The organism is Wenyingzhuangia sp. IMCC45467 (assembly GCF_054111205.1).
In genome coordinates this window covers 2,897,110-2,921,006 of the sequence record NZ_CM134196.1, presented here as the reverse complement: position 1 = coordinate 2,921,006, position 23,897 = coordinate 2,897,110, and the positions used below count along the sequence as shown (strand labels likewise).

11 protein-coding genes are annotated in these 23,897 nt (G+C 32.9%); 6 read left to right on the top strand and 5 right to left on the bottom strand.

Annotated features, from left to right (window positions below; translation table 11 throughout):
• Positions 1 to 4: 4 nt before the first annotated feature.
• Complete coding sequence (locus ACXGQT_RS12330) at positions 5 to 2,038, bottom strand: transketolase family protein (protein ID WP_457828897.1); 2,034 nt, start codon at positions 2,036 to 2,038, stop codon at positions 5 to 7.
• A 267-nt stretch (positions 2,039 to 2,305) separates the two neighbouring features.
• On the opposite strand from ACXGQT_RS12330, the gene ACXGQT_RS12325 reads away from it, so the two are divergent.
• The 4 genes from ACXGQT_RS12325 to ACXGQT_RS12310 are packed head-to-tail and all read left to right on the top strand — an operon-like array spanning position 2,306 to position 6,746.
• Positions 2,306 to 4,588, top strand: coding sequence for a TonB-dependent receptor (locus tag ACXGQT_RS12325; RefSeq protein ID WP_457828896.1), 2,283 nt, complete (start codon positions 2,306 to 2,308; stop codon positions 4,586 to 4,588).
• A gap of 10 nt (positions 4,589 to 4,598) precedes the next feature.
• Positions 4,599 to 5,723, top strand: a complete 1,125-nt coding sequence (locus ACXGQT_RS12320) for a PQQ-dependent sugar dehydrogenase (protein WP_457828895.1) — start codon at positions 4,599 to 4,601, stop codon at positions 5,721 to 5,723.
• Between the two features lie 4 nt (positions 5,724 to 5,727).
• On the top strand, positions 5,728 to 6,138 hold the full coding sequence (locus ACXGQT_RS12315; protein WP_457828894.1) for a c-type cytochrome: 411 nt from the start codon (positions 5,728 to 5,730) through the stop codon (positions 6,136 to 6,138).
• Between the two features lie 14 nt (positions 6,139 to 6,152).
• Complete coding sequence (locus ACXGQT_RS12310; RefSeq protein ID WP_457828893.1) at positions 6,153 to 6,746, top strand: hypothetical protein; 594 nt, start codon at positions 6,153 to 6,155, stop codon at positions 6,744 to 6,746.
• Between the two features lie 70 nt (positions 6,747 to 6,816).
• On the opposite strand, the gene ACXGQT_RS12305 is transcribed toward ACXGQT_RS12310, so the two are convergent.
• The 4 genes from ACXGQT_RS12305 to ACXGQT_RS12290 all read right to left on the bottom strand — a co-directional run bounded on the left by ACXGQT_RS12305 (position 6,817) and on the right by ACXGQT_RS12290 (position 15,121).
• On the bottom strand, positions 6,817 to 8,643 hold the full coding sequence (locus tag ACXGQT_RS12305) for a BNR repeat-containing protein (protein WP_457828892.1): 1,827 nt from the start codon (positions 8,641 to 8,643) through the stop codon (positions 6,817 to 6,819).
• A gap of 11 nt (positions 8,644 to 8,654) precedes the next feature.
• The gene (locus ACXGQT_RS12300) at positions 8,655 to 9,773 is read right to left on the bottom strand and encodes a glycoside hydrolase family 88/105 protein (protein WP_457828891.1); all 1,119 of its coding nucleotides are present in this window, start codon (positions 9,771 to 9,773) and stop codon (positions 8,655 to 8,657) included.
• 116 nt (positions 9,774 to 9,889) lie between these two features.
• Complete coding sequence (locus tag ACXGQT_RS12295) at positions 9,890 to 11,881, bottom strand: RagB/SusD family nutrient uptake outer membrane protein (protein ID WP_457828890.1); 1,992 nt, start codon at positions 11,879 to 11,881, stop codon at positions 9,890 to 9,892.
• Between the two features lie 12 nt (positions 11,882 to 11,893).
• Positions 11,894 to 15,121 carry a SusC/RagA family TonB-linked outer membrane protein gene (locus ACXGQT_RS12290; RefSeq protein ID WP_457828889.1) on the bottom strand — a complete coding sequence of 1,076 codons (3,228 nt, stop codon included), beginning with the start codon at positions 15,119 to 15,121 and terminating at the stop codon, positions 11,894 to 11,896.
• Positions 15,122 to 15,351: 230 nt separating this feature from the next.
• Here ACXGQT_RS12290 and ACXGQT_RS12285 point away from each other — a divergent pair, with 230 nt between their 5' ends.
• Both ACXGQT_RS12285 and ACXGQT_RS12280 read left to right on the top strand, forming a co-directional pair.
• Positions 15,352 to 19,380, top strand: coding sequence for a hybrid sensor histidine kinase/response regulator transcription factor (locus ACXGQT_RS12285; RefSeq protein ID WP_457828888.1), 4,029 nt, complete (start codon positions 15,352 to 15,354; stop codon positions 19,378 to 19,380).
• A 163-nt stretch (positions 19,381 to 19,543) separates the two neighbouring features.
• Entirely contained in the window at positions 19,544 to 23,875 is a 4,332-nt protein-coding gene (locus tag ACXGQT_RS12280; protein ID WP_457828887.1) for a LamG-like jellyroll fold domain-containing protein, read from the top strand.
• The last annotated feature ends 22 nt before the right edge of the window (positions 23,876 to 23,897 follow it).

The following is a 23,897-nucleotide window of genomic DNA, read 5'->3' as shown; positions in this document are numbered from 1 at the left end:
GTTCTTATTTGTTTAAAAATTCTGTTACTTGTTTAAATACATTCTCGCCATTAAATCCAAATTTTTCGTCTAAAACGGTAGCTGGAGCAGAATACCCAAAATGTTCTAAACCAAACACTTTTCCATTATTACCTACCAAACCTTCTAAATTTATAGGCAAACCTGCTGTCATTCCAAAAGCAGGTACATTTGGTTCTATTATATTTTCTTGATATTCTTTTGATTGAGTTCTAAATATACCCTCTGAAGGTACTGATACTACTTTAACCTTTAAGTTTGCTTGATCTTTTAACAACTGAGCTCCATCTATTAATGTTGCTACTTCTGATCCATTAGCTATTAATATCACATCAGGATTTTCTACGTTTTTAACAATATATCCTCCTTTTTCGGCTTGTAATGCATCTTGATATCTTGAAACCCCAACTGCTGGTAAATCTTTAATTCCTTGACGAGATAATATCAACCCCGTTGGAACTTTATTATTTTCCATAGCCATTTTCCATGCTACGTTGGTTTCGGCAGCATCTGCTGGTCTTAAGGCTATAAAACAAGCATTACCACTGTGATTTTTTAATTTTTCTAATAATCTTATCTGAGCTTCTTGCTCTATGGGTTGATGTGTTGGACCATCTTCTCCTACTCTAAATGCATCGTGTGTCCAAACATATTTTACGGGCAATTCTTGAATTGCACTTAAACGAATTGCTGGTTTCATATAATCAGAAAACACAAAAAAAGTAGCAACTACTGGAACAACCCCTCCGTGTAACGCCATACCATTAGCCAAAGAAGCCATGGTTAATTCTGCAACTCCCGATTGTAAAAATGCTCCTGAAAAATCTCCCTTTTGTAAAGACTTTGTCTTTTTTAAGAAACCATCTGTTTTATCACTATTAGATAAGTCGGCCGAAGAAACTATCATATTCTCTACCTTTTCTGCCAAATAAGCCAAAACATTTGCAGAGGCAGCCCTAGTAGCTAATCCTGATTTATTTTCAACAGATTCAAAATCTAACTCTGGTAATTCACCCGATAAGAAACCATCTAATTTAGCAGCTAAAATCTCATTTGCCTTTCTCCATGCATTTATTTCAGTTTTCTTTTCTTTAGCTTCATTTGTTTTTCTTTCTAATAATGATTTATAGTACAATTCTACCTCATTATAAATAGCAAACGGATCATTTACATCGGCTCCCAAATTTTCTAAAGTTTTGGTGTAATCTGCTCCTGTATGCCCTATTGGTTGACCGTGTAATTCACAATGACCTTCAAACATATCTCCATTAGCAGTTACACAACCTTTACCCATAATGGTTTTACCAATAATTAAAGTTGGTTTATTTTGTTCTGCATTGGCTTGCTTTAAGGCAAATCTTATTTCATCATGGTTGTGCCCATCAATTGTAATTACCTTCCAACCCCATGCTTCATACTTCATGGCTGTATTCTCACTAGTTACTTCATCTGTCATGGTAGATAATTGCACATCATTAGAGTCATAAAACATAATAAAATTGTTCAAACCTAAATGTCCAGCTATTCTTCCTGCTCCTTGTGAAATTTCTTCTTGTACTCCTCCGTCTGAAATAAATCCATATATTTTATGATTCATCCAGTCTCCAAACCTAGCTCCTAAAAATTTTGCAGCAATAGCAGCACCAATTCCCATTGCATGACCCTGACCTAAAGGCCCTGATGTATTTTCAACTCCTCTTAAAACATCAACCTCTGGGTGCCCAGGTGTTACAGATCCCCATTGCCTAAAATTAGCAATGTCTTCTTTGCTGTAATTACCTAATAAATAATACTGAGCGTATAATAAAGTTGACAAGTGTCCGGCATCCATAAAAAAGCGATCTCTGAATGGCCAAGACATATCTGTAGGGTCAAAATTTAAAAACTCTGAATACAAAATATGCATAAAATCTGCCCCTCCCATAGGACCTCCTGGATGCCCAGAATTAGCCTTCTCTACCATTGAAATTGCTAAAGCTCTTATATTATCTGCTGATAATAAATCTATTGTTTTTTTCATGTTTAATTATTTTAGTAGAATATAGTAAGTTTGTTTTTTAAACTAAGTAGCGAATTTAAAAAATATAATATATTATTAGACATTATTTATATACTTATTTTAAAATCAATGATTTGCAAACGACACAAACAAGTGTTTTAAATACACTTGCAAACTTAACTAAATAATTTTATTATAAAACATGATATATAAATTATTTTAACTGTGAATAATTAAGCATTAACAAATAACTTATTTTAGTGCTTAACCATAATATAATTGTATTCCATGCTTAAAAACATTTTTCTATTCGTGTTTATCATTCCATTTCACACTGTTTTTAGTCAAAATACAATTAGTGGTAAAACAATAAACACAATAAATAACCATCCTATTCAACAGGTTGAAATAATCAATATTCAAACTAATAAAAAGACATATTCTGATGATTTTGGTAATTTTAATATTGTAGGAGTTGGAACCTATTCTTTTAAAGCACTAGGTTACGAAACCAAAACGATTGTTATTAAAAAGCCCACTTTTTTAATGATTGAATTAAAAGAACAAGCCTCTGCATTGCAAAAAATAGTTTTAAAAACAAAGTCTACAATTCTTAAAACCACAACATCAAATACTAGTATTTCAAAAAAAGAAATAGAGAGAGGAAACTCAACAAATCCTGCATCAATCATTAACAGAATTCCAGGAGTTTTTATGCAAAGTGGATCTTTAAACACTAATAGAATTACCATTAGAGGTATAGGCTCAAGGAACTTATTTGGTACTGCCAAAATAAGAGCTTATTTTAATAATATTCCGTTAACAAATGGTAGTGGAGAAACCAATATTGAGGATTTTGAATTGAATTCTTTTTCTAAGATAGAAATAAAAAAAGGAGGCAATTCTTCTATTTATGGTGCTGGTTTGGGTGGAAGCATTTTAATAATACCAGAAACCTCGGACAACAACTCTAAAAACATTGGTACTGAATTTTCTGTAGGTTCTTTTGGGTTTATTAAAAATAATATATCGGTAAATATGGGTTTCAACAAAAATAATATCAAGGCCATATATAGCAATACACATAGCGATGGATATAGAGAAAACAATAACTACAATAGACAAACACTTACCTTTAATACTAACCATACTATCAATTCAAAAAACAACCTTTCTGTATTGGCAAGTTATATTGACCTAAAAGCTTTTATTCCAAGTTCTGTTGATGAAAACACATATAACAACAACCCTAAATCTTCTGCTTATACATGGAAATCTGCCAAAGGATATGAAGATTCTAAACGAGGAATTTTAGGCATTACTTGGAATCATCTGTTTGATGAAAATGTTAAACAAAAAACGAGTTTATTTTCTTTACATAGAGACTCATACGAACCTAGACCTTTTAATATTTTAACTGAAACATCTACCACAATAGGCTTAAGAAGTATTTTTAATGTAAATGCTACATTATTTAACAAAAATCTTGATTGGTCTTTTGGAGGAGAATTATTTAACGAAATATATCAATCTGCTACTTTTGAAAATTTATATGAAGACTACCCACAAGGAACAGGGAGTGTAAAAGGGAATCAATTATCCAATTTTAAAGAAAACAGATATTACTACAATCTGTTTACAAACATCAATTACGAAATCTTTGATAAAACAATACTATCTGCAGGATTTAACATAAACAAAACATTTTATCAATTACATGATAGGTTTCAGGTAAGTACAAACAACCCAGACCAATCGGGGAATTATGATTTTAAAACCATTGTTTCTCCTAAAATGGGAATCTCTTATTTAGCCATAAAAAACATCAACCTTTATGCTAATTTAAGTCACGGTTTTTCTCCAATATCACTTAACGAAACCTTACTCCCTAATGGACAAATTAATAACAAGCTACAACCCGAAACTGGTTGGACTTATGAACTAGGAGCCAAGGCAAACCTACTAAACAATAGATTCCAAGTACATGCAACAATTTTTAGTATGGATATTAAGAATCTATTGGTTTCAAGAAGAACAGCAGAAGATGAATATATTGGTGTAAATGCTGGTAGCACAAAAAATGATGGATTAGAAACCTCCATCAACTATAAAATAATAGACAAAAAATCTATCAATATCAACTCCTTTATTGGTTATACGCTAAATAAATTTAGGTTTATAGACTTTGTTGATGACAATAATAATTACTCCAACAACCAATTAACAGGTGTTCCATCAGATGTTTTTAATGCTGTTTTAGATCTTTCTACTTTTATAGGATTGTATGGAAACATTAATTATCAACGTGTAGGAAGCATGCCTATTACAGACAGTAACTCTCTGTTTTCCAAAAGCTATCATATTACCAATTTAAAAATAGGTTATTTAAAAAACATTAATAAAAAATTGAATTTTAAAATTTTCTTGGGGATAAACAATATATTTGAAGAACATTATGCTTCGCAAATTTTAATTAACACCTCAGGATTTGGAGGAAGCTCTCCTAGATATTATTACCCTGGAGCTCCTTTAAATTATTTTACGGGAATTCATGTAAATTACAACTTATAAACCACTAGTTATGAAACAAATTTATTCAATATTTACAATGCTGTTGATTACCTGTTTTTCTTGTGCTCAGCAAACAGATTCTAAAATTAAGGCAGAAGATAGTAAAGATCTAAACTACACAACAGAAGTGGTTGTTGATAATCTAAACATTCCATGGGGAATGACTTTTTTACCTGACAACAGTCTATTGATAACAGAAAAATCAGGAGAATTGATTCATTTTAAAGATGGAATAAAAACAAGTATTACAGGCTTACCAGAAATATATGTTAGAGGTCAAGGCGGATTGATGGATATTACACTCCATCCTAACTATATCAGTAATGGTTGGATTTATATTTCTTATGCATCTCCCGATGGTGAAGGAGATGGAGGGAACACCGCTATTATGAGAGCAAAGTTAAAAGACAATACTTTGATAGAAAAACAAGTGCTATACAAAGCAAATCCTAATAGTAGAAAAGGACAACATTTTGGATCTAGAATTGTTTTTGACAATGATGGTTATTTATATTTTTCTATTGGGGAACGTGGAAACAGAGATGAAAACCCACAGGATATTACAAGAGATTGTGGTAAAGTTTATCGTTTGAATGATGATGGAAGTATTCCAAATAGCAATCCTTTTATAAATATAGAAAATGCAAAAGCAGCTATTTATAGCTACGGACATAGAAACCCACAAGGCTTAACAAAACATCCTGAAACAGGAGATATTTGGGAGCACGAACACGGTCCACAGGGAGGTGATGAAATTAATAAGATTGAAAAAGGAAAAAACTACGGATGGCCTATTATTTCTTATGGTATTAATTACAGTGGTACTACTTTTACCGATATTACAGAAAAAGAAGGCATGGAGCAACCTATTTTTTATTGGACACCTTCCATTGCTCCATGTGGGATGACTTTTGTAACATCTACCAACTACCCTGATTGGCAAAACAGTTTATTAGTTGGTTCATTAAAATTTCAATATCTAGAACAATTGACTTTTAAAAACAATAAAGTCGTTAAAAGAGAAAAATTATTTGAAGATATAGGACGTGTAAGAAATGTAGTTCAATCACCAGATGGATTTATTTACATAGCCGTAGAAGGAAAAGGAATTTTTAAAATTATTTCAAAAAAATAACATGATGAAAAATACAATAACAACAATTTTCATCTTACTAACTTTTACTTCGTTTGTTAACGCACAACAGTCTGATGTATTAGAAGCAAGTATGGAAAGAGGAAAAGAAATTTACACCGATTTTTGTATAACCTGCCATATGCCCAACGGAAAAGGAGTTAAAAAAGTATATCCTCCTTTGGCTGAATCAGATTTTTTAGCCAAAAACAGAAAACAAAGTATTAAAGCCATTAAATACGGATTAAGTGGTTTAATTACCGTTAACAATATAAAATACAACGGAAACATGGCTCCTTTAGGATTGACCGATGACGAAGTAGCCGATGTGATGAATTACATTTCTAACAGTTGGGGAAATAAAAATGAAAAAATAGTGACGACTAAAGAAGTCACTCAACTTAAAAAAGAAGAATAATTAAATAATATGCTATGAAAAAACTTGCCCTATTCCTTTTTATTGCTGTTTCTTACACAATAAATGCCCAAAAAATCGACCTAAAAAACAACAATATTATCATTCCTAAAGTAGGATTAAAAAACTATCCGATAGATAAAACCACTTTGCCTGAAATTATTAAAGCTTTTGGAAACGATTATGAAAAACCTGAAGATTTTGTGATAAACGAAAATGAACAATTACCCAAACTATATGAACTAAACTACAAGAAATTTGGGATCTCGTTTTATATTCTTAGCAATGACAACAATCAAACCATTAGAGCTATAAAGTTTACCCAGCCTTTTAGCTCCTTAACAGAAAACAATATAAAATTGGGTACTTCTACTTTAGGAGATGTGCTAACACACACACCAAACAGTTCTAAAATATCAGTATCTGTTAAAAATGAAAAAGAAGCTAGCGCTCATATCAATGAGTTCAAGTTAGTAGAGACAGGTATTTCCTTTAGTGCAAAAATAGCAAACTACAATGCCAAAAAACATCCTTCTAAAAAACAACTTGAAGCATTAGTGATAGACGAAATTTATATTTCTAATTATCAACACATTCATTTGATTAACTAACCAAACACACATAAAAGATACAGCCCAAATAACTAGTTATTTGGGCTGTATCTTTTTATTAAATATTAAATTACTTTTTTATCATTTGCTGTGCCCATGCTTTTTTATACACTTTATAATCAACAACTTTTCCTTTAAAATTTTGAAAATCTAAATCTTTTAAGGTTAATCTATTTACTGTTATTACCTGATCTATAAGACCGTTTACATAAGTGATTAACTTTTCTTTATCATAAGTAATAGTTATCTGTACTTTATCAAACTTAGACGGTGTGTACCAAGCTCCCCCTGTTCCTCTGTTTTTCTGTTTCCAAACATCCGAACTTCCAAAAACATTAGAACTAATGTATTTTTCATCTTTTATTTTGAAGTAAGGTTTCATGGATGGATTTTTGGCTATTCCGTATGAAAAATCTTTAGAGTTTAAAATTTCTCCATCGTAATTTTCATCATCCATTTTAAGTTCCATTACAATGGTAAAGGCTTTTAAGGATTTATTTTTCTTAACAAGCTTCTTTTTAGTTTCTGATTGTTTGTGAGGAATTTCAATAAATGTTTTAATTCCTGTAGCATACCCTTTAGGACGTTGTTTACTCACAATCCAATCAAAATAATCGCCGTACATCCAAATTAAAGGCAAGGGATTTTTATTGTTTTTAATCATAAACGGACGACTATTTCCTTTTTCGGAATCAAACGTTAATTGTTCTTCTGTTGCAATAGTTCCGTCTTTAGTTACTTGATATTTTACCAACTCATACACTTTTCCATATTTTCCCTCAATAGGTTTAGATACGTACATGATATCGGTATTATTTTTATCAATAGCCATTCCACCACTGTAACATTTTTCAATGTTTGGAGATTGATGAAAATGTCCTCCTGCTTCTGTTAAAAATACTTGTTGCCATTGGTTACCCGTCCAACTGGTGTGATAATAACTGTGTGATGATTTATCTTTATTGATACGAACAGTCGCAATTACAGGATGTTCATTCTTGGTTAAAGACAATTCCCACAACCAATTTCTATTAGAACTATTGTCTACCACCGTTAAGGGATACTTATTTTGATATTCTTGAGACATCTGCACCTCAAAAGGTTTTTCAGAAACCTTAGCTAGTGGATTCCCTTTGATGTTTTTTAAACTTTTATCATTCACATCAAAATAATTGAAATAAATAAAATTGGTACTTCCATTGTCTGGATGATTGGCTGTATAGGCCATGTAAATTTTATCTTTTCCGTTGCTTACGTATTTTGCATACGGACGAACTCCTCCTCTACCGTTTAAGGATTTTACCATTTGATAAGGTCCCCAATTAAAACTCACTTCGTCATTTGCATCGGGTACGGTTAATCTTGCAATGGTAGGATGCCATCCTATTCCTCTCCAACACAAATAAATATGTTCAGGATCATCTGATAAAATAAAAGGTGATGGATATGTGGTATTATTTGTAGTTTTTAACTTAAACTCTTTTCCCAAACTTGTAATATCTCCTGGATGCGTAGACACTCGGTAATAAAAACAAGCTTCATCTGTATGACGAGAATAAAACACCATAATACGTTCATCTGGCAACACTAAAAAAGTAGGATTGTTATGATCGTCTGGTTGAAAATACGATCGGATTAAAACCTCTTGACTGCTATTTGTGTTATGATTAATTTGTGTGGCTTTTATATTTCCATGAACATCAATGTATCCAATATAAGTCGCATTAATTGTTCCGCTGTCATTTTTATAACTAATCGCTCTCGGGTCGGCAAACCAACACCACGCACCTTCTTCGGTTATTGTTGCAGTTGGCTGTTGAGCAAACCCAGTGAATAAGTTGATGAACAACATCCACAACAGACAGATTTTACGTCCCGTTTCTGTTTTTAAAATCATTCTTTATTTTTTTACTCTGTGTATTTTACTCTTTCAGCAGCAGCTAATAAAAATGCTCCTACACCAAAATCTGCCGTAGATTTTACATCAACCACTTGCCCAGGAATGGCTCTTTCTCCAATAGGTTGTACATAACCAACACTTCCATTTTCTTGAACAGCAACATTTGCCAAATAATTCCATCCTTTTTCGGCAACTTGCCCATAAGTATCCTTGTCTAAAATTCCGTTGTTAATTCCCCACATGTAACCGTAGGTAAAAAAGGCTGTCCCACTGGTTTCACGTCCTGGAGCATGTTCAGGATCTAACATACTACGTGTCCAGTATCCTTCTTCTTGTTGACAATCTTTTAAAGCTTTGGCCATTTTTTTATAATGGCGAATGTATTCTTCTCTGTGCTTGTTGTCTTTAGGCAAATCGGTTAACACTCTACAAAAAGCAGCAAACACCCAACCATCACCACGAGCCCAAAAATCTTTTTCTCCGTTGGTAGAGGTATGTTTTGGATATACATATTTTGCATCTCTGTAGTACAAACCTGCTTCTTCATCCCACATAATACTGTTGGCATAGCTCCAATATTCATGTAGTTTTTCTAAATACAATTCATTTCCTGTTATTTTATACAAACGAGTCATCACAGGCATTACCATGTACAAACCGTCTGACCACCACCAATAATCATTTTTATCGGTACTCATTTGATATTCCATTACTTCAATAGCTCTTGCTATTTTTTCTGGAGATGGATTTATTTCATATAAATCTGCATATACCTGAAAACAAATTTGATAATCTCCAAACAACACGTAATTGCTAGATTCTCCATAAGAATACTTCCATTTTTCTTTATTATTAGAAGTAGCCCCTTTCCATTGGTTTTTAGTTGCCCATGCTTCAGAATACGCTAAATATTCGGGATTCTTTGTTACTTTATAAGCCTCTAAATTCCCAGTATGATAAGCTGCCCTGTTCCAAAAAGAGTTTCCGTGTGTAGGATGTGTAGCTATCCAATGGTTGTTTACTTTTTGAATTAAACCAATAGTTTCTTTTTCTTGATGTTTTTTATCTATTGATTTACAACACACTACCAACATTAATAACAATACACCTCCCAATAATTTCTTCATGATTTAAAATCTTTATTTATTTTCTATAAATGTAATAATAACATTTATTATTAAAACCTGATTATAAAAAAAGTAGACCTTAAACTATTTTAAGGCCCACTTTCAAACTAACCAACTTAATCTACAAAATCTTCATCTGCAACAGCTTCTTGCCAAGTATCCCACATTTTAATACTAGGATCATGACCATCGTATCCGTAATTCTGACTTAATTGTCCTTTCGTATTTGCTGTAATAGCACTATTTGGAACTGGCCAATATACATTTCTTTTATCCATACTATAATACTTTGTTCCATTTGGCAATACAATTCCTTCTGGATGTTTGTTATAAAGTGTATAATGTATCAAACGTTGATACCAATAACTTCCTCCTGTTTCATCAGTACCTGTTTGTTGATCCCAACTATTGACATCATAAGTATTTCCCCATTCGTCTGGTTGACCACTCATGGCTAGACAGTGAGAAATACGGGTTAATTCTACATTTCTCCATTCTTCTAAATATAATTCTCTACCTCTTTCAGCACAAATATCTCCAATAGTTACAGTTCCGTACATTTGCGAAGCACCTGCTCTTTGTCTTATAATATTTACATCGGTGGTTGCTCCAGCAACATTTCCTTGATAAAAACGAGCTTCGGCACGTAACAAATAGGTTTCTGCCAACCTATATAAATACCAGTGAGCATTACTACCTGTAGTTGCTCCTCTAAAATCATTAGCATTTGCATTGGTTTCACTTTCAACATCATGCAGATAAATTTTATACAACGGAAAATCAAACCAACTACGAATTGTGTCTTTAGACAACAAATCTCCTCCATTATTAAATAACCTAAAATTGGTATCATAATCGGCTGATGTAGGATCGCTATATTTTAAGTCTTCCATATTTACCCAGTTTCCAACAGTACTGTTGTGTCTTAAATCTTGTGTATCTTCAACACCATTTACTACCCACATTGGTTTTTGTGAATAATAAGAAGCACTAATTGTTCCTATTCCTCTTCCCAACGCTCTAGTATAATCGTACTTAGCATCGTAATTTGAATGTGATATAGGAAAACGATTGGCTGCCATTTTTCCATCAGTTGGTGTTATGTTGGTACCCGCATTCCAGTTAGGACCAAAAATTCTCATAGACATAAAATACAAGAAAGATTGCGCTCCTCCGTTTGGCATAACCATTAAAGCTTCGGTATTACTAGAAATCACCTTATTTTCTGGTCTGTGTAAATCCCAAATTACATTATCAGTAATTTTCCATGTTTCAGGATTTCCACCCTCATCAAAAGTTCCAAATGTACTTTGCATTAATGCATATCCTGATTGATTGATTAAAATACCTGCTTGATCTTCGGCTTCTTCAAACCTACCTGATGCTAAATAACATTTAATTAATAATTGTCTACACGCTGCTTTATTAACCAAACCTAAATAAGGTAATTCCGATTGTTCTGGCACCCATGCTACTGCATTCTCCATATCTGCAGTAATCATTTTAATAATTTCTTCTTTTGGTGTAGAATAGTAATTTTGCTTTGGCACTTCTAATATTTTAGTAATTAGTGGAATATCTCCATATTGATATACTAAATTTAAATACCTATATGCTCTATGAAATAAGGCTTGACCTTTATATTTATTTTTTACATCCTCTGTTAGTCCTTCTACATTATCTATATAAGTAAGAACGGTATTTGCATATTTAATTCCGTTGTACCCTTCATCCCAATAATATCCTAAATAATAAGCATCATTTGCTCCAACAGCATAGGTTCCTGTAGGGACTAAGGTGTTGGCATAATCTGCTATGGTATTACTCATATCTGTTTTACCATATTTAGCCATGTCAGAAAAAACGTATTCTGTTCCAATAGGCACACTATTGTACCCTCCACTGTAGTGAATCCAGAAACCTCGTAGGGCTCTATCGGCAATTGCAATAGTTGCTTGTAAACCAGACTCCGTGGTAAAAGTTGTTTCTGGTTCGTAAAAAGAAAGAGGATCTGGTTCTAAAAACTCTTCGGAACAAGAAGTCAAACCAGCGATTCCTATACTGGCTAAAGCTAGTTTTGAAATTGTATTTTTTATATATCTTTTCATGATGATTTCTTTTTAAAGTGTAAGATTAATACCAAAATTAAATGTACGAGTAGCTAAACCTCCTGTTTCAGGATCTCCAAAATAGCTCCAATCTGCAGACCATGTTGCTACATTACGAACTGAAGCAGATACTTTTAGTTTTTGTATATTCCAACGTTCAGTAATATTTCTTGGTAAGGTATAAGCCAGTGCAATATTGTCTAACCTTATAAAACTACGGTTGTACAATTTGTTTGCACTTGCACCTGCAGGAGCAATGGCATCTAACCTAGCCCAATCATTAGTAGGGTTGTCAACCGTCCAATATGGATTTACAAAAGGATTGTAATTGTTTGTATACATACTTCCTGAGTTAAATCCGTTTAAATAATTTCCATTTAATGATTTGTGCCCCATATACGAATACATATTTATAGAAGCATCCCAATTTTTAAAGAACGTAAACTCGTTACGCAAAGCCCAGTTTACTGGTGGAGCTGTTTGTCCCATAAACACTTTGTCATTATCATTATATACTGGAGTCCCATCTTCTTTATCATCTGCAGTGTAATGATTTGCTACCTTAGGATCTCCTGGTCGTTGCCCATATTTGGCTGCTTCTTCCCATTCCTCTTTTTGCCAAATACCAGTAACCTCATAACTCCAAATAGCTGAAATTGGTTTTCCGATAAACCATCCATTACTAATATCATCTGACTCTTTTTTTCCTATAACTTCCCCATCAGCATTTAAAATATCTTCCATATTTCCATACAATGAATTGATTTTGTTTTTGTTGTATGACAATGCAAAACTTGTTCTCCATTCAAAATTTGACTTTAAAACATTAATAGAATTAATACTCACTTCAAAACCTTGATTTTGAACCTCTCCTAAATTTGTAGTAATTGATCCAAAACCTGAAAAACTAGGTAAACGCTGAGCCATAATCATATCATTGGTAATCATATTATAAGCATCAATAGTTCCACTAATACGGTTGTTGATAAACCCAAAATCAAAACCAATATTTGTTGATGTCGTTTTTTCCCATTGTAAATTAGGGTTTGCCATTCTATCAATTGCTAAATATTTAACATCTACCACATCTCCTGAACCATCTATATAACCCATAGTAGCTCCTGTTCCCGATCCTAAATTGGCTAAAGAAACATAAGGATCAGCTAAAGATCTGTTTCCATTTTTACCCCAAGACAATCTTAATTTAGCTTGACTCATGGCATCCCAATTAAACCAATTTTCTTCATGAATATTCCATCCTAAAGCAATAGACGGAAAAGTTGCATAAGGATTTGATGCTCCAAAAGCAGAATATCCATCTCTACGCACAGTTGCTGTTAACATATAACGATCGTCATAAGAATAAAACAACCTTCCCATTAAAGCATCTGCCGTTTGATGTGTATCTGTAGTATTAAAACTACTGTTATCTAAAGTTGCATTAGAAGTGTTGTGAAATCCTAAAGCATCGGATGGTAAAATATTTCTTGCATAAATATTATCAGACCATGAACTACGTTCCTCAGCCTCTTGTACCAAGGTGGCTATTACATGGTGTTTTTTATTAAAGGTGTAATCCCAAGTAATTGTATTGTTTAAATTCCAATCAAATCGTTTTCCATGTCCTCTATCAACACCAACATTTGCTGCATTCCATCCTTCGTGATCAGCTGATTGAAAATACCTATTGTAAAAAAACTGGTAACGAGGAGAGGCATTAAAGGAATAAGTAATTCCATAGGGCAAAGTTACTTTAGAGTTAAAAATAGTATTCAACACGGTGTAACCTTTCTCTAACTCCATAAACTGACGGTCGTAATAATAATTGTATCCACCAATATTTGCTCCCATAGGTTGTCTAACATAATTTCCATTTTCATCCGTAAAATTAGCATATGGACTATTTCTTAACATGTTAGCATCCCAATAATTAGTACCAGTTCCAACACTAATATCTCCATCTGTACGATCTTGGAAATTTACGTTAGCCCCTACTTCTAACCAATCAGTAATTTGTCCTTTTACTTTCATGTTGGCTCTAACAGTAGCATAGTCGTTCCCTTTAACAGCACCTTCAGCACTTAAATATCCCAAAGACAAATAGTAGTTTACTTTTTCACTTGCTCCTGAAACACTTACATTATTATCTCTATTAATTCCAGTTCTAAAAGTACTATTATACCAATCGTGACTCTTACCTGCTACAAAATTTTCTAACACTGTTCCTTGTTGCAGTCCTAAACGAAGTCCCCAAATTTCTGTTAAACTCTTACCTGATGTTTCTGATTCTGGTTGATAAGCCAACCATTCATCTTGTGAAACGCCTAGTTTTCCCAAATCATTAGGGTTTGAAAAATAACCTATTTGCCCTACTCTATCTGCTACATAAGCTTCATATTCACCTGTACTAGCATTGTAGCCATATGTTTTTGCTGTTTCCCAATCTTCACGATATTTTGCATATCCTTCTGCACTGTAAACATCTCTATAAGCACTCTTTGTGTTTATAGCAACATTAGAGGTTACATTAATAACTGGCTTTCCTTTTTTACCTGTTTTAGTGGTAATAATAATAACTCCAGCCGATGCTTTTGATCCGTATACTGCAGTAGCGGATGCATCCTTCAAAATGTCTATTTGAGCAACATCATCAGGATTAATTTCAGACAATTCCCCATAAAACTGCATTCCATCTAAGATGATTAAGGGTGAGTTATGATTCCCTCCTGTGTATACCGATGTTTGACCACGTACTTGTAATGAACCTCCACCTTTTGCATCTGCAGAATACCCTACTTTTAGTCCAGGTACACCTCTTAATACATCTTGAATTGTTTGAGGATTTTCATTAGCCAATTTATCAGGTTTTACCTGTACTACCGCCCCTGTTAAATCTTTCTTTTTCATAGCACCGTACCCTACAATTACAACCTCATCAAGATTTACATTTTCACCTTCTAGAGCTACGTTTATTTTCTTTTGATTATTAAAATTAATTTCCTGAGTAGTCATTCCTACATAGCTAAAAATTAAAATTGTTCCTTTAGATACATTATTCAATGTATAATTTCCATCAAAATCGGTCATTACACCGTTAGTAGTTCCTTTTACCATAATTGTGGCTCCAGGCAAAGGCATCTGATCTAAGGCAGATGTTACAGTACCCGAAACTGACAATTGGTCTTGTGCATAAATACACAAGGGTAGGAACATTAATAATATTAAAAGTCTCCTTTTCATGTTTTAAAAGTTTAAATGAATAATTAGTTATCTTCTATTAATATTGCCTTTTTAATAAAAAAAGATTCATTGTTTTATTAATTAAATAATCAGCAATACTAAACGAGGTGTTAAAATTAATAGCAGTGCACAAAACCAAGCGTATACAAATCTTTCAAACATGAATACCATATCAATCAAGCTAATCTCTAATCAATCTTTTCATCATAAAAAATGATACATTTGAGATTATGAGAAAAAAACACCTTCTTTTTATCTTTCTTTTTTGTTGTGTTTCCGTAGCATACACGCAACAATACACTATTGAACAATTAAATATGACTCACGGGTTGTCTAATGATTATGTAGTGGCCATTGATGGAGACAAAGAAGGCTTTATTTGGTTTGCAACCGAAGAAGGTTTAAACAGATACGATGGAAGTACTATTGTCCCTTTTTACAAAAACACAAATACGGAGAGTTTGAGTGGAAACGAACTCAACAAAATATTAGACGACCCTATTGAAAAAAAAATGTGGATAGCCACCAAGAGAGCAGGATTATCGGTTTATGATTGTAATTCCAATACATTTACAAGCTATCAACAAGCCAATAGTTCTATTGTTTCTGATGCAATTACTGATATAGAAATTGCCACCGACAATAATTTATGGTTGGCTACATACAATAGCGGTATTGATTTTTTTAATAAAAACACACAACAATTTACACATTACAACAAAGAAACGGTAAAAGGATTGGTAAGCAACTATGCATGGAGTGTGGTAGATGACGGTAATCAACATTTATACATTGGTCATAAAGATGCGGGATTAAGTGTAATTAATTTAAAAACAAAAAACACTAGAAACTATCAACATATTGAAAACAATCCTCAATCAATTCCAAGCAACGATGTTAGATGTGTTTACAAAGACAAAGCTGGTGGTATTTGGGTAGGAACTTCTAAAGGACTCGCTTTATTTAACCCTATAGCAGAAACATTCATCAACTTTGGTAATAATGGAGGCCCTTTATCTATGTGGATTACAGACATTGCTCATTTTAATGATGATCATTTATGGGTGTCTACTCGTTTTGATGGATTGGTAAAAATTAATTTATCACAACGTTTTTTAACACATATAAACGATGTTAAAATTCAGCAAGTTGCCAACCAACCTTCTAACAAAAAACTATCTTCTTTAAACACCAGATGTTTGTATCAAGATGAATTTAATAATATTTGGACAGGTACCTGGGGAGGTGGTGTAAACTTTTTATCGAGCAAACAACAACTTTTTAATACGCTAAAAATATCTAACAACCAAATACAAGAAAGCTCCATAGCCAACTCCATTCTTTCCATGACTCAAGACAGCCATCAAACCGTATGGTTGGGAACTTACGGAGCTGGAGTTTTCCAACTAAAAAACAACAAAATTGAACCTTTTAATTTAAATAACAACCAATTAAACATTAATACAGTACAAGCCATCCATGCTGATAAAAACGATGTTTTATGGTTAGGAATAATGCATGGAGGTGTAGTTGCTTATGACACCAATACTAAAAAAGCTCGTCAAATTTTACCTGAAATTTACCAAAACAGTGACATTACTTGCTTGTACGAAACTGAACAAGGAAAAATACTAGTGGGAACTTATGATAATGGTATTTTTTTATTGGATGCCAAAACAAAACTTTTTGTAAAAAAATTAAACATAAAGGAAACTCTTATTAGAACACTTGCTGTAGATCAGCAAGAAAATATTATAATTGGGACTTTTGGTTTTGGAATGAAAGTTTATTCTAAAAATTTAAAACTTGTTAAAAGCTACCATACACAAACAGGTTTTTCATCAAACACCATTAATCATTTGTATGTGAATAAGCAAAATGAAATTTGGGTTGCTACAGGAGAAGGGTTGCTTTTATTAGATCATAGTTTTAATGGAAACTACACAAATCACACTCCACAAAACACCTTTGTAAGAGCTGTTCATCAAGATGAAATAGGCAATATTTGGTACAGTACTAATAAAGGACTTAGTTGCCTGCAAAAAGACAGTAACAATCCTTTAAATTTTAGCTACAAAAATGATGTTAGTATGAGTAGTTTTTCTTCATCTTGTGTGTTAAGAACGTCAACCAATCAGCTATTTTTTGGTTCATTGCACGGTATTTGCTTTTTTAACCCTACCAAAGTTTTAGACAAAAAAGAAACACCAAACCCTTTCTTTACATTGTTAGATATTTACGAACCTGTAAGAGGTCAGTTTATAGATAAAAAACAAGCGTTTATTTCTGGAAAAAATGAAATCAACCTTAATTACAAACAAAATAATTTTAAAGTTTCTTTTGCCATTAAAAACTATGCTCAAAAAAATGAGACAGAATATTCCTACATGCTTAAAGGCTTATCAAACTCTTGGTATCCTGTACAAGGAACCAATGAAATTACTTTTAGAAATGTGGCCTCAGGAAGATATCAACTATTACTTCGCTCTAGAGTAAGAAACCAAGATTGGAGTAAAAATTACCGTCAATTAAACATCAATGTGCATCCTCCTATTTGGTTATCATGGTGGGCTAAATTGCTTTATGTTACTATTGGTTTTATCATTTCACTAGGCTTAATGTTTTACAGAGAACGAAAAATAAAAGTAGAATATTTATATAAATCTGAAAAACAGCAGCATCAAAAGGATATTGAATTAAACCTAGAACGTATAAAATTTTACACCAACATTACTCATGAACTACGCACCCCATTAACGTTAATTTTAGGCCCTATTGAAGATATTTTAAACAGTGCTACTTTATCAGATAAAGACAAAAAAAGACTTCAACTTATTCACAACAATACCGTACGTTTAAAAAATTTGGTAAACCGTTTGTTAGATTTTAGAAAAACCGAAACATCAAATAAAAATCTTGTAATTGTTAAAGCGGATGTGGTTACTACTGTAAAAGAAATTGCACTTCGTTTTAAAGAATTGAATCAAAACCCAAACGTTGCAATCTCTATAAAAGCAACTCCATCTGAAATCTACATGCATTTTGATCAGGAAGCTATTAATATGATTATAGACAACCTAATGTCTAATGCAATAAAATACACTCAACAAGGAAGCATTAATGTACAACTATCTATTGTAGAAAAAAACGATGAGAAATATGTTGAAATAAACGTAAAAGACACTGGTACTGGAATTAGCAAAAATGATTTACCTAAAATATTCGACAGATACTATCAAAAAGAAGGAAAACAACACCATGCCGGAACGGGTATTGGTTTGGCTTTGGTTAAAAATTTAGTCACCTTACATGAAGGATTTTTAAAAGCTGACAGCTCTCTAGGAATTGGGACTTCCATTTCTTTCTTTTTAAAACTAAACAACACTTATCCTAACGCTGCTCATACAACTAATGAAGAATATGAAGAAGATGAAATGCCACAAGAGGAAGTAGAGACTTTTGATGAAGATTACAAAATAGATGATACCGTAGTATTGGTTATTGAAGATAACAAAGATATATGTGAGTATATATACGATGAATTAAACACCACTTATGAAGTGCAGATTGCTAACAATGGAAAACAAGGACTCCACATGGCTTTAGACAACATTCCTGATATTATTATTAGTGATGTTATGATGCCTGAAATGGATGGATTTGAATTGTGTAAAAAGTTAAAAGAAGATATACGAACCTGTCATATTCCAATTATTTTACTCACAGCAAAAGACTCTTCTTTAAGTAAAGAAGAGGGGTATACTTCTGGTGCAGATTCTTACTTAACCAAGCCTTTTAGCTCCAACTTATTAAAAAGCAGATTAAAAAACTTATTAACACAAAGACAAATACTTGCAAAAGCATATAGTAACAACACAAACCTATTAAACACCAGTTCTAACAGCAAAGAACAAACAAATGCGCTTAGTGGTTTAGATAAAGATTTTATAGAAAAAGCCACTCGAATAATTACAGATAATATTTCAGAAAAAACAGTAGATGTTCAGTTTTTATCAGATCATATGTTTATGAGTAATTCTACTCTTTACAGGAAAATGAAGGCTATCACCGATCTTTCTACAACTGAATTTATTCGTAAAATAAAAATGATAGAATCCGAAAAATTACTTCAAGAAAAAAAATACAACCTAACAGAAATAGCATATAAAGTAGGAATTAACAGTCAGGTATATTTCAGAAAGTGTTTCAAAGAACAGTTTGGATGCACTCCTTCTGAATATCTAAAAAACAACACCTAAAAAAACACAACACGCAAAAAATCAGTGTTTTTTTTATTAAAACAACATAAAAAAGACTATTTGATTGATTTGTTATCTTAAAATGACTTATTTGTATTGGGTATAAACCACACAGGTCTAGTAGTTTAGTTTTTATAAAAATTAATCATAAAACTAAACGAAAATGAAAAGAAAATTACTCTTTGTAAAAATTGCCATCGGCTTATTGGCTAGCCAGCTTCATGCTCAAACACCTATTTTACAAGAAAAAGAAACACTTCCCACTCAATTAAAAAACAATCTAGCCTTTAATAATGCTAGTCAAGTAGATACTGTTTTAATTCCTTTTACAAGTTCTCAAAACATGTCTCTTGAAGTGAAAGCAACTATTACTTCGGCCACAGGTAGAGGTTTAGATGTAGATTTTAGAAAAGAAGATTTTACAGGTTTTAGAACCTCTGCTAATACTAGTGAGTTTCAATGGTCTGCTCCATTAACAGGCTCCTATATGCTTAATTTTTCTTCCAGTCAGGAACAAACCATTCGTTATGCTATAGAAGGAACTAAAGTTCATATTTACCAAAATGGAACTTATATAGATTCTAAAGATTTCACCTCTATATATAATATTGAAAACGGACAAGAAAACACCAACCCAGATATCTCTAACCTAACATCAGGACCTAACATTACAGAAAATGCATTTGGAAACCTAAGTACTCAAACTCCTTCCGATGCAGGGTGGAGTAACAACGGAGCTGGTGCCGTACCATGGAACAGTCCTAATAGTGGAAGTGGAGTAAGATTTATCAACTCCCTTAACAACCAACTTACTTATAACGGAAGTACTTACACCGAAAACACTTATTTTATGATGATGCGTTGGGAAAGCGGAGTTACCAACGGATCTGCATATTATTATCCCGTTACCTTAGAAGCCAATACTACTTACAACTTAAACTTTTTGCATACCTATTGGGGAAACGGAACTTCGGGTACTTTTAATGTTGCTGTCAGTCAAGAAAACACTAGTCAAAATATTATTGCCGAAACAAATTCTACTTTTGCTACAAATGATAATAAAAAACTGATTTACAAAAATTTATCTTTTACCACTACTACTGCAGGCACCTACTATATTTTATTTAAAAATAACGGAGAAGGTATTTGGTTTACAGGAAGCTTAAATCTTAAAAAACTTGAAGTATCTCCAAGAATTATTGTTGGAAAAAATTATACTGATGGTACTGTAAATATGCAAGTAGCATCAATTACTTTTGATAGTTCTGGAGCCTATGCACCAGTGAGCATTAGCAATGCCCCTAAAACTCCTGTTAGTATTCAAGATGAAAACTATCAAATAGAACGTTTTATCAATGCCGATGTAACAATTAGCGGAAACTCTGAAATTCATTTAACTGCTTCTGATGCTTTAAGAAACAGTAGCATTAATTTAACCTCTAACAATGCTTGGTTATACCTAGAAAGCATACAACCCTCAACATTTTTAAACGAAGAAAACGATTGGCTAGACAATATAAAAATTAATGGTAGTACTTTTAATCCACAAACAGATCGTGTGGCTATTTACGGATCTGGTTGTGTCATCATTCCTAACGGAAAAACTACAGAACAAAACGCATTAACCGTGTATTCCGAAGAAAATTTTGGAGGAGATTCTCAATCTTATGAAATTCACACGTATCATAATGATTTAGGAAACTTTAACAACAACATTAAATCTTTTAAACTTAAAAAAGGATTTGCGGTTACTTTTGCCAACAATAGCAATGGAACAGGTTTTAGTAAAATGTACATTGCTAATGATGAAGATTTAAACATTACAAGCATGCCTGAAGGTTTTGTAGCTAGTGCAACAAATAATCAAAGTTTTATTTCGTTTATTAGAGTTTTTAAATGGCAATGGAGCTCTAAAAAGGGAACAGCAGGAAGATTAGGGGGGACTGCAAATGACCAAGCAAACGCAAGTATTGTTTATGATTGGTCTGCTGGAGGAACTACAGAAAACCCTGATGTGCTGTATGTTCCTATGAGACACAACTTAGGTTGGGATTCTTTTAGTACTATTAATAGCAGAAGTAATGTTACCCACGTTTTAGGATATAACGAGCCTGCAAGACCTGATCAAGCAAATATGACTGTAGCCTCTGCAATAACACAATGGCCTGAATTGTTTAAATCAGGATTGCGAATTGGTTCTCCAGCACCTGCATCAATCACCAGTTCTTGGCTTAATGAATTTATGTCTATTTGCGATTTACTAAATTACCGTGTAGATTTTGTTGCTTTTCATGCTTATCAAGATCAAAACACTGGATGGTGGGATTGGAACATTGGAGCAGCTTCTATTGGAAATAGACCCGTTTGGATTACCGAATGGAACAACGGAGCTAACTGGACCAATAGTGCCGATGCTAGCAAATGGCCAGACAATACAGGAATAAGAGTAGATGTACATGGAAACCCTATTTTAGATGATGGAGGAAATGAACAAACAGTATCATTACCTTTAACTGCTGCAAATGCCGAACGTCAAAAAAATAAATTACAAGAAATTTTAACTTATTTTGAAAGCAACGATTTGGTAGAACATCACTTTTTATACAATTGGGTGAACGATGCTAGAACACTTGAATTAAACGGTGAATTAACTCCAGCCGGAGAAATGTTTGGTAACTTTAAATCAGAAGTAGGATTCAAAAAGGCCAACGAATACAATCACCAATGGAAAGTTGCTCCAGGATGGCTATCAAGCAATATTTCTTCAGACTACCAGTCTACCTCATTAACATGGTACGATCATAACGGAGAAACTGGAAAAAGCTACATTATAGAACGTAAAGCAAACTCGGAAGAAGAATTTACTATTGTAGAAACCGTAAACATAAATGATGATTATGAAGTTGGGGGAACGGTAACATTTAACGATCCTATTAATTACGAATCTGCTACATATAGAATTAAAGCAGTAAGTTATAAAGATACAGAATCTGCCTACTCTCATGAGACCAACATCACTATCGATCAGGTTGCAGATGCACCACAATTAAATGCCGAAGCATTGTCTGCTGGTATTGTTCAATTATCGTGGAACGATGCTCAGGGAGCTCTTACCTATAATATTTACAGAGCCAATAATAGCGAAGGACCTTTTGAATTGATTGAAGAACAATACAACTACACTCCAAAAGATGGAGAAGCTGAAACCATTAATATTTATAAAGATGAAAATTTATCAGAAGCGACTTCTTATTATTACTATATAACTTCTGTAAACAGTAATCCACAATCAGCTGCATCTACAACAATTCCAGTTACTACATTAACCATCAGTAGCCCTATGGCTGTAGAGAATTTTCATGTATCCTCTGGAGACAATACAGTTGTATTAAGTTGGGATTTTGCTTACGATGTACAATACAATATTTATCGTTCTACTTCAGAAAATGGGACATATACATCAATAGCTACCAATCATTCTGGAACATTCTACAAAGACACCAATAGTTTAAACAATAACGAAACCTATTTTTACAAAGTAGAAGCTACCAATACTAAAGGTACAGGTCCTTTGTCTGTTGCTTTAAGCGCAACTCCTAAAAACGGACAACATGCTCTTTTTAATTTTAACGAAAATAATGGAACAGTAGCTTTTGATCAATGGGGAGGATATCATGCAGAGCTTAAAAACAATAGCCAATGGACTACCGCACCCAACGGTTATGCTGTCGCTCTGTCTGAGAGTAATCAATCGTATATAGAATTGGGAGATAATATTGTTTCATCATTAACCGATTTTACCATTGCCACATGGGTAAAATTATCGGAAAACACTACATGGAATAGAATTTTTGATTTTGGTAATGGAACTAGTAAATACATGTTTTTAACTTCTAAAAGTAGTGGAAACACTGTTAGATTCGGAATTAAAAACAATGGAGATGAAGTTCAAATAAACGGAGACCTAACAATGAACACCAATGAATGGTATCATATAGCAATTACTCAAAATGAACTAGAAGGTATTCTATACATTAACGGAGTAGCAGTAGGAACCAATACAAACATGACAATTAACCCTGCTGACTTAGGAAGCACCTCTCAGAATTATTTAGGAAAATCACAATGGTCTGCTGATCCATACAGCAATCACAACTATGATGATTTTAGAATTTATAATTATGCTCTAAATGAAAGTGATGTTTTAAAATTAGCAAATAACGAAAACCTTTCTAATTCAGAAACCAATCATTTTAATGCTTCTTTAAACGTGAATCCTAACCCTATTGAACGAGGACAAGATCTTAAAATCACACTAGAAAACACTGTTGAAAGAGCAACTGCTACACTTTATAATTTAGCAGGTAGTGTAATAACCAGACAACAAATAAAAGCAGGTATCAACACAATGGCCACTCCTAAAAACAGTGGTATCTACATTCTTGAAATTAGAGCAAACAATGCCGTAGTAAACAGAAAAATTATTGTAAAATAATTTTTCTGTTTACACACCTATT

Excerpts from the sequence above, each read along its gene's own strand:
- ACXGQT_RS12305 (WP_457828892.1), bottom strand. The coding sequence starts at position 8,643 with ATGATTTTAAAAACAGAAACGGGACGTAAAATCTGTCTGTTGTGGATG.
- ACXGQT_RS12300 (WP_457828891.1), bottom strand. The coding sequence starts at position 9,773 with ATGAAGAAATTATTGGGAGGTGTATTGTTATTAATGTTGGTAGTGTGT.
- ACXGQT_RS12315 (WP_457828894.1), top strand. The coding sequence starts at position 5,728 with ATGAAAAATACAATAACAACAATTTTCATCTTACTAACTTTTACTTCG.
- ACXGQT_RS12310 (WP_457828893.1), top strand. The coding sequence starts at position 6,153 with ATGAAAAAACTTGCCCTATTCCTTTTTATTGCTGTTTCTTACACAATA.
- ACXGQT_RS12285 (WP_457828888.1), top strand. The coding sequence starts at position 15,352 with ATGAGAAAAAAACACCTTCTTTTTATCTTTCTTTTTTGTTGTGTTTCC.
- ACXGQT_RS12290 (WP_457828889.1), bottom strand. The coding sequence starts at position 15,121 with ATGAAAAGGAGACTTTTAATATTATTAATGTTCCTACCCTTGTGTATT.
- ACXGQT_RS12325 (WP_457828896.1), top strand. The coding sequence starts at position 2,306 with ATGCTTAAAAACATTTTTCTATTCGTGTTTATCATTCCATTTCACACT.
- ACXGQT_RS12320 (WP_457828895.1), top strand. The coding sequence starts at position 4,599 with ATGAAACAAATTTATTCAATATTTACAATGCTGTTGATTACCTGTTTT.
- ACXGQT_RS12280 (WP_457828887.1), top strand. The coding sequence starts at position 19,544 with ATGAAAAGAAAATTACTCTTTGTAAAAATTGCCATCGGCTTATTGGCT.
- ACXGQT_RS12295 (WP_457828890.1), bottom strand. The coding sequence starts at position 11,881 with ATGAAAAGATATATAAAAAATACAATTTCAAAACTAGCTTTAGCCAGT.
- ACXGQT_RS12330 (WP_457828897.1), bottom strand. The coding sequence starts at position 2,038 with ATGAAAAAAACAATAGATTTATTATCAGCAGATAATATAAGAGCTTTA.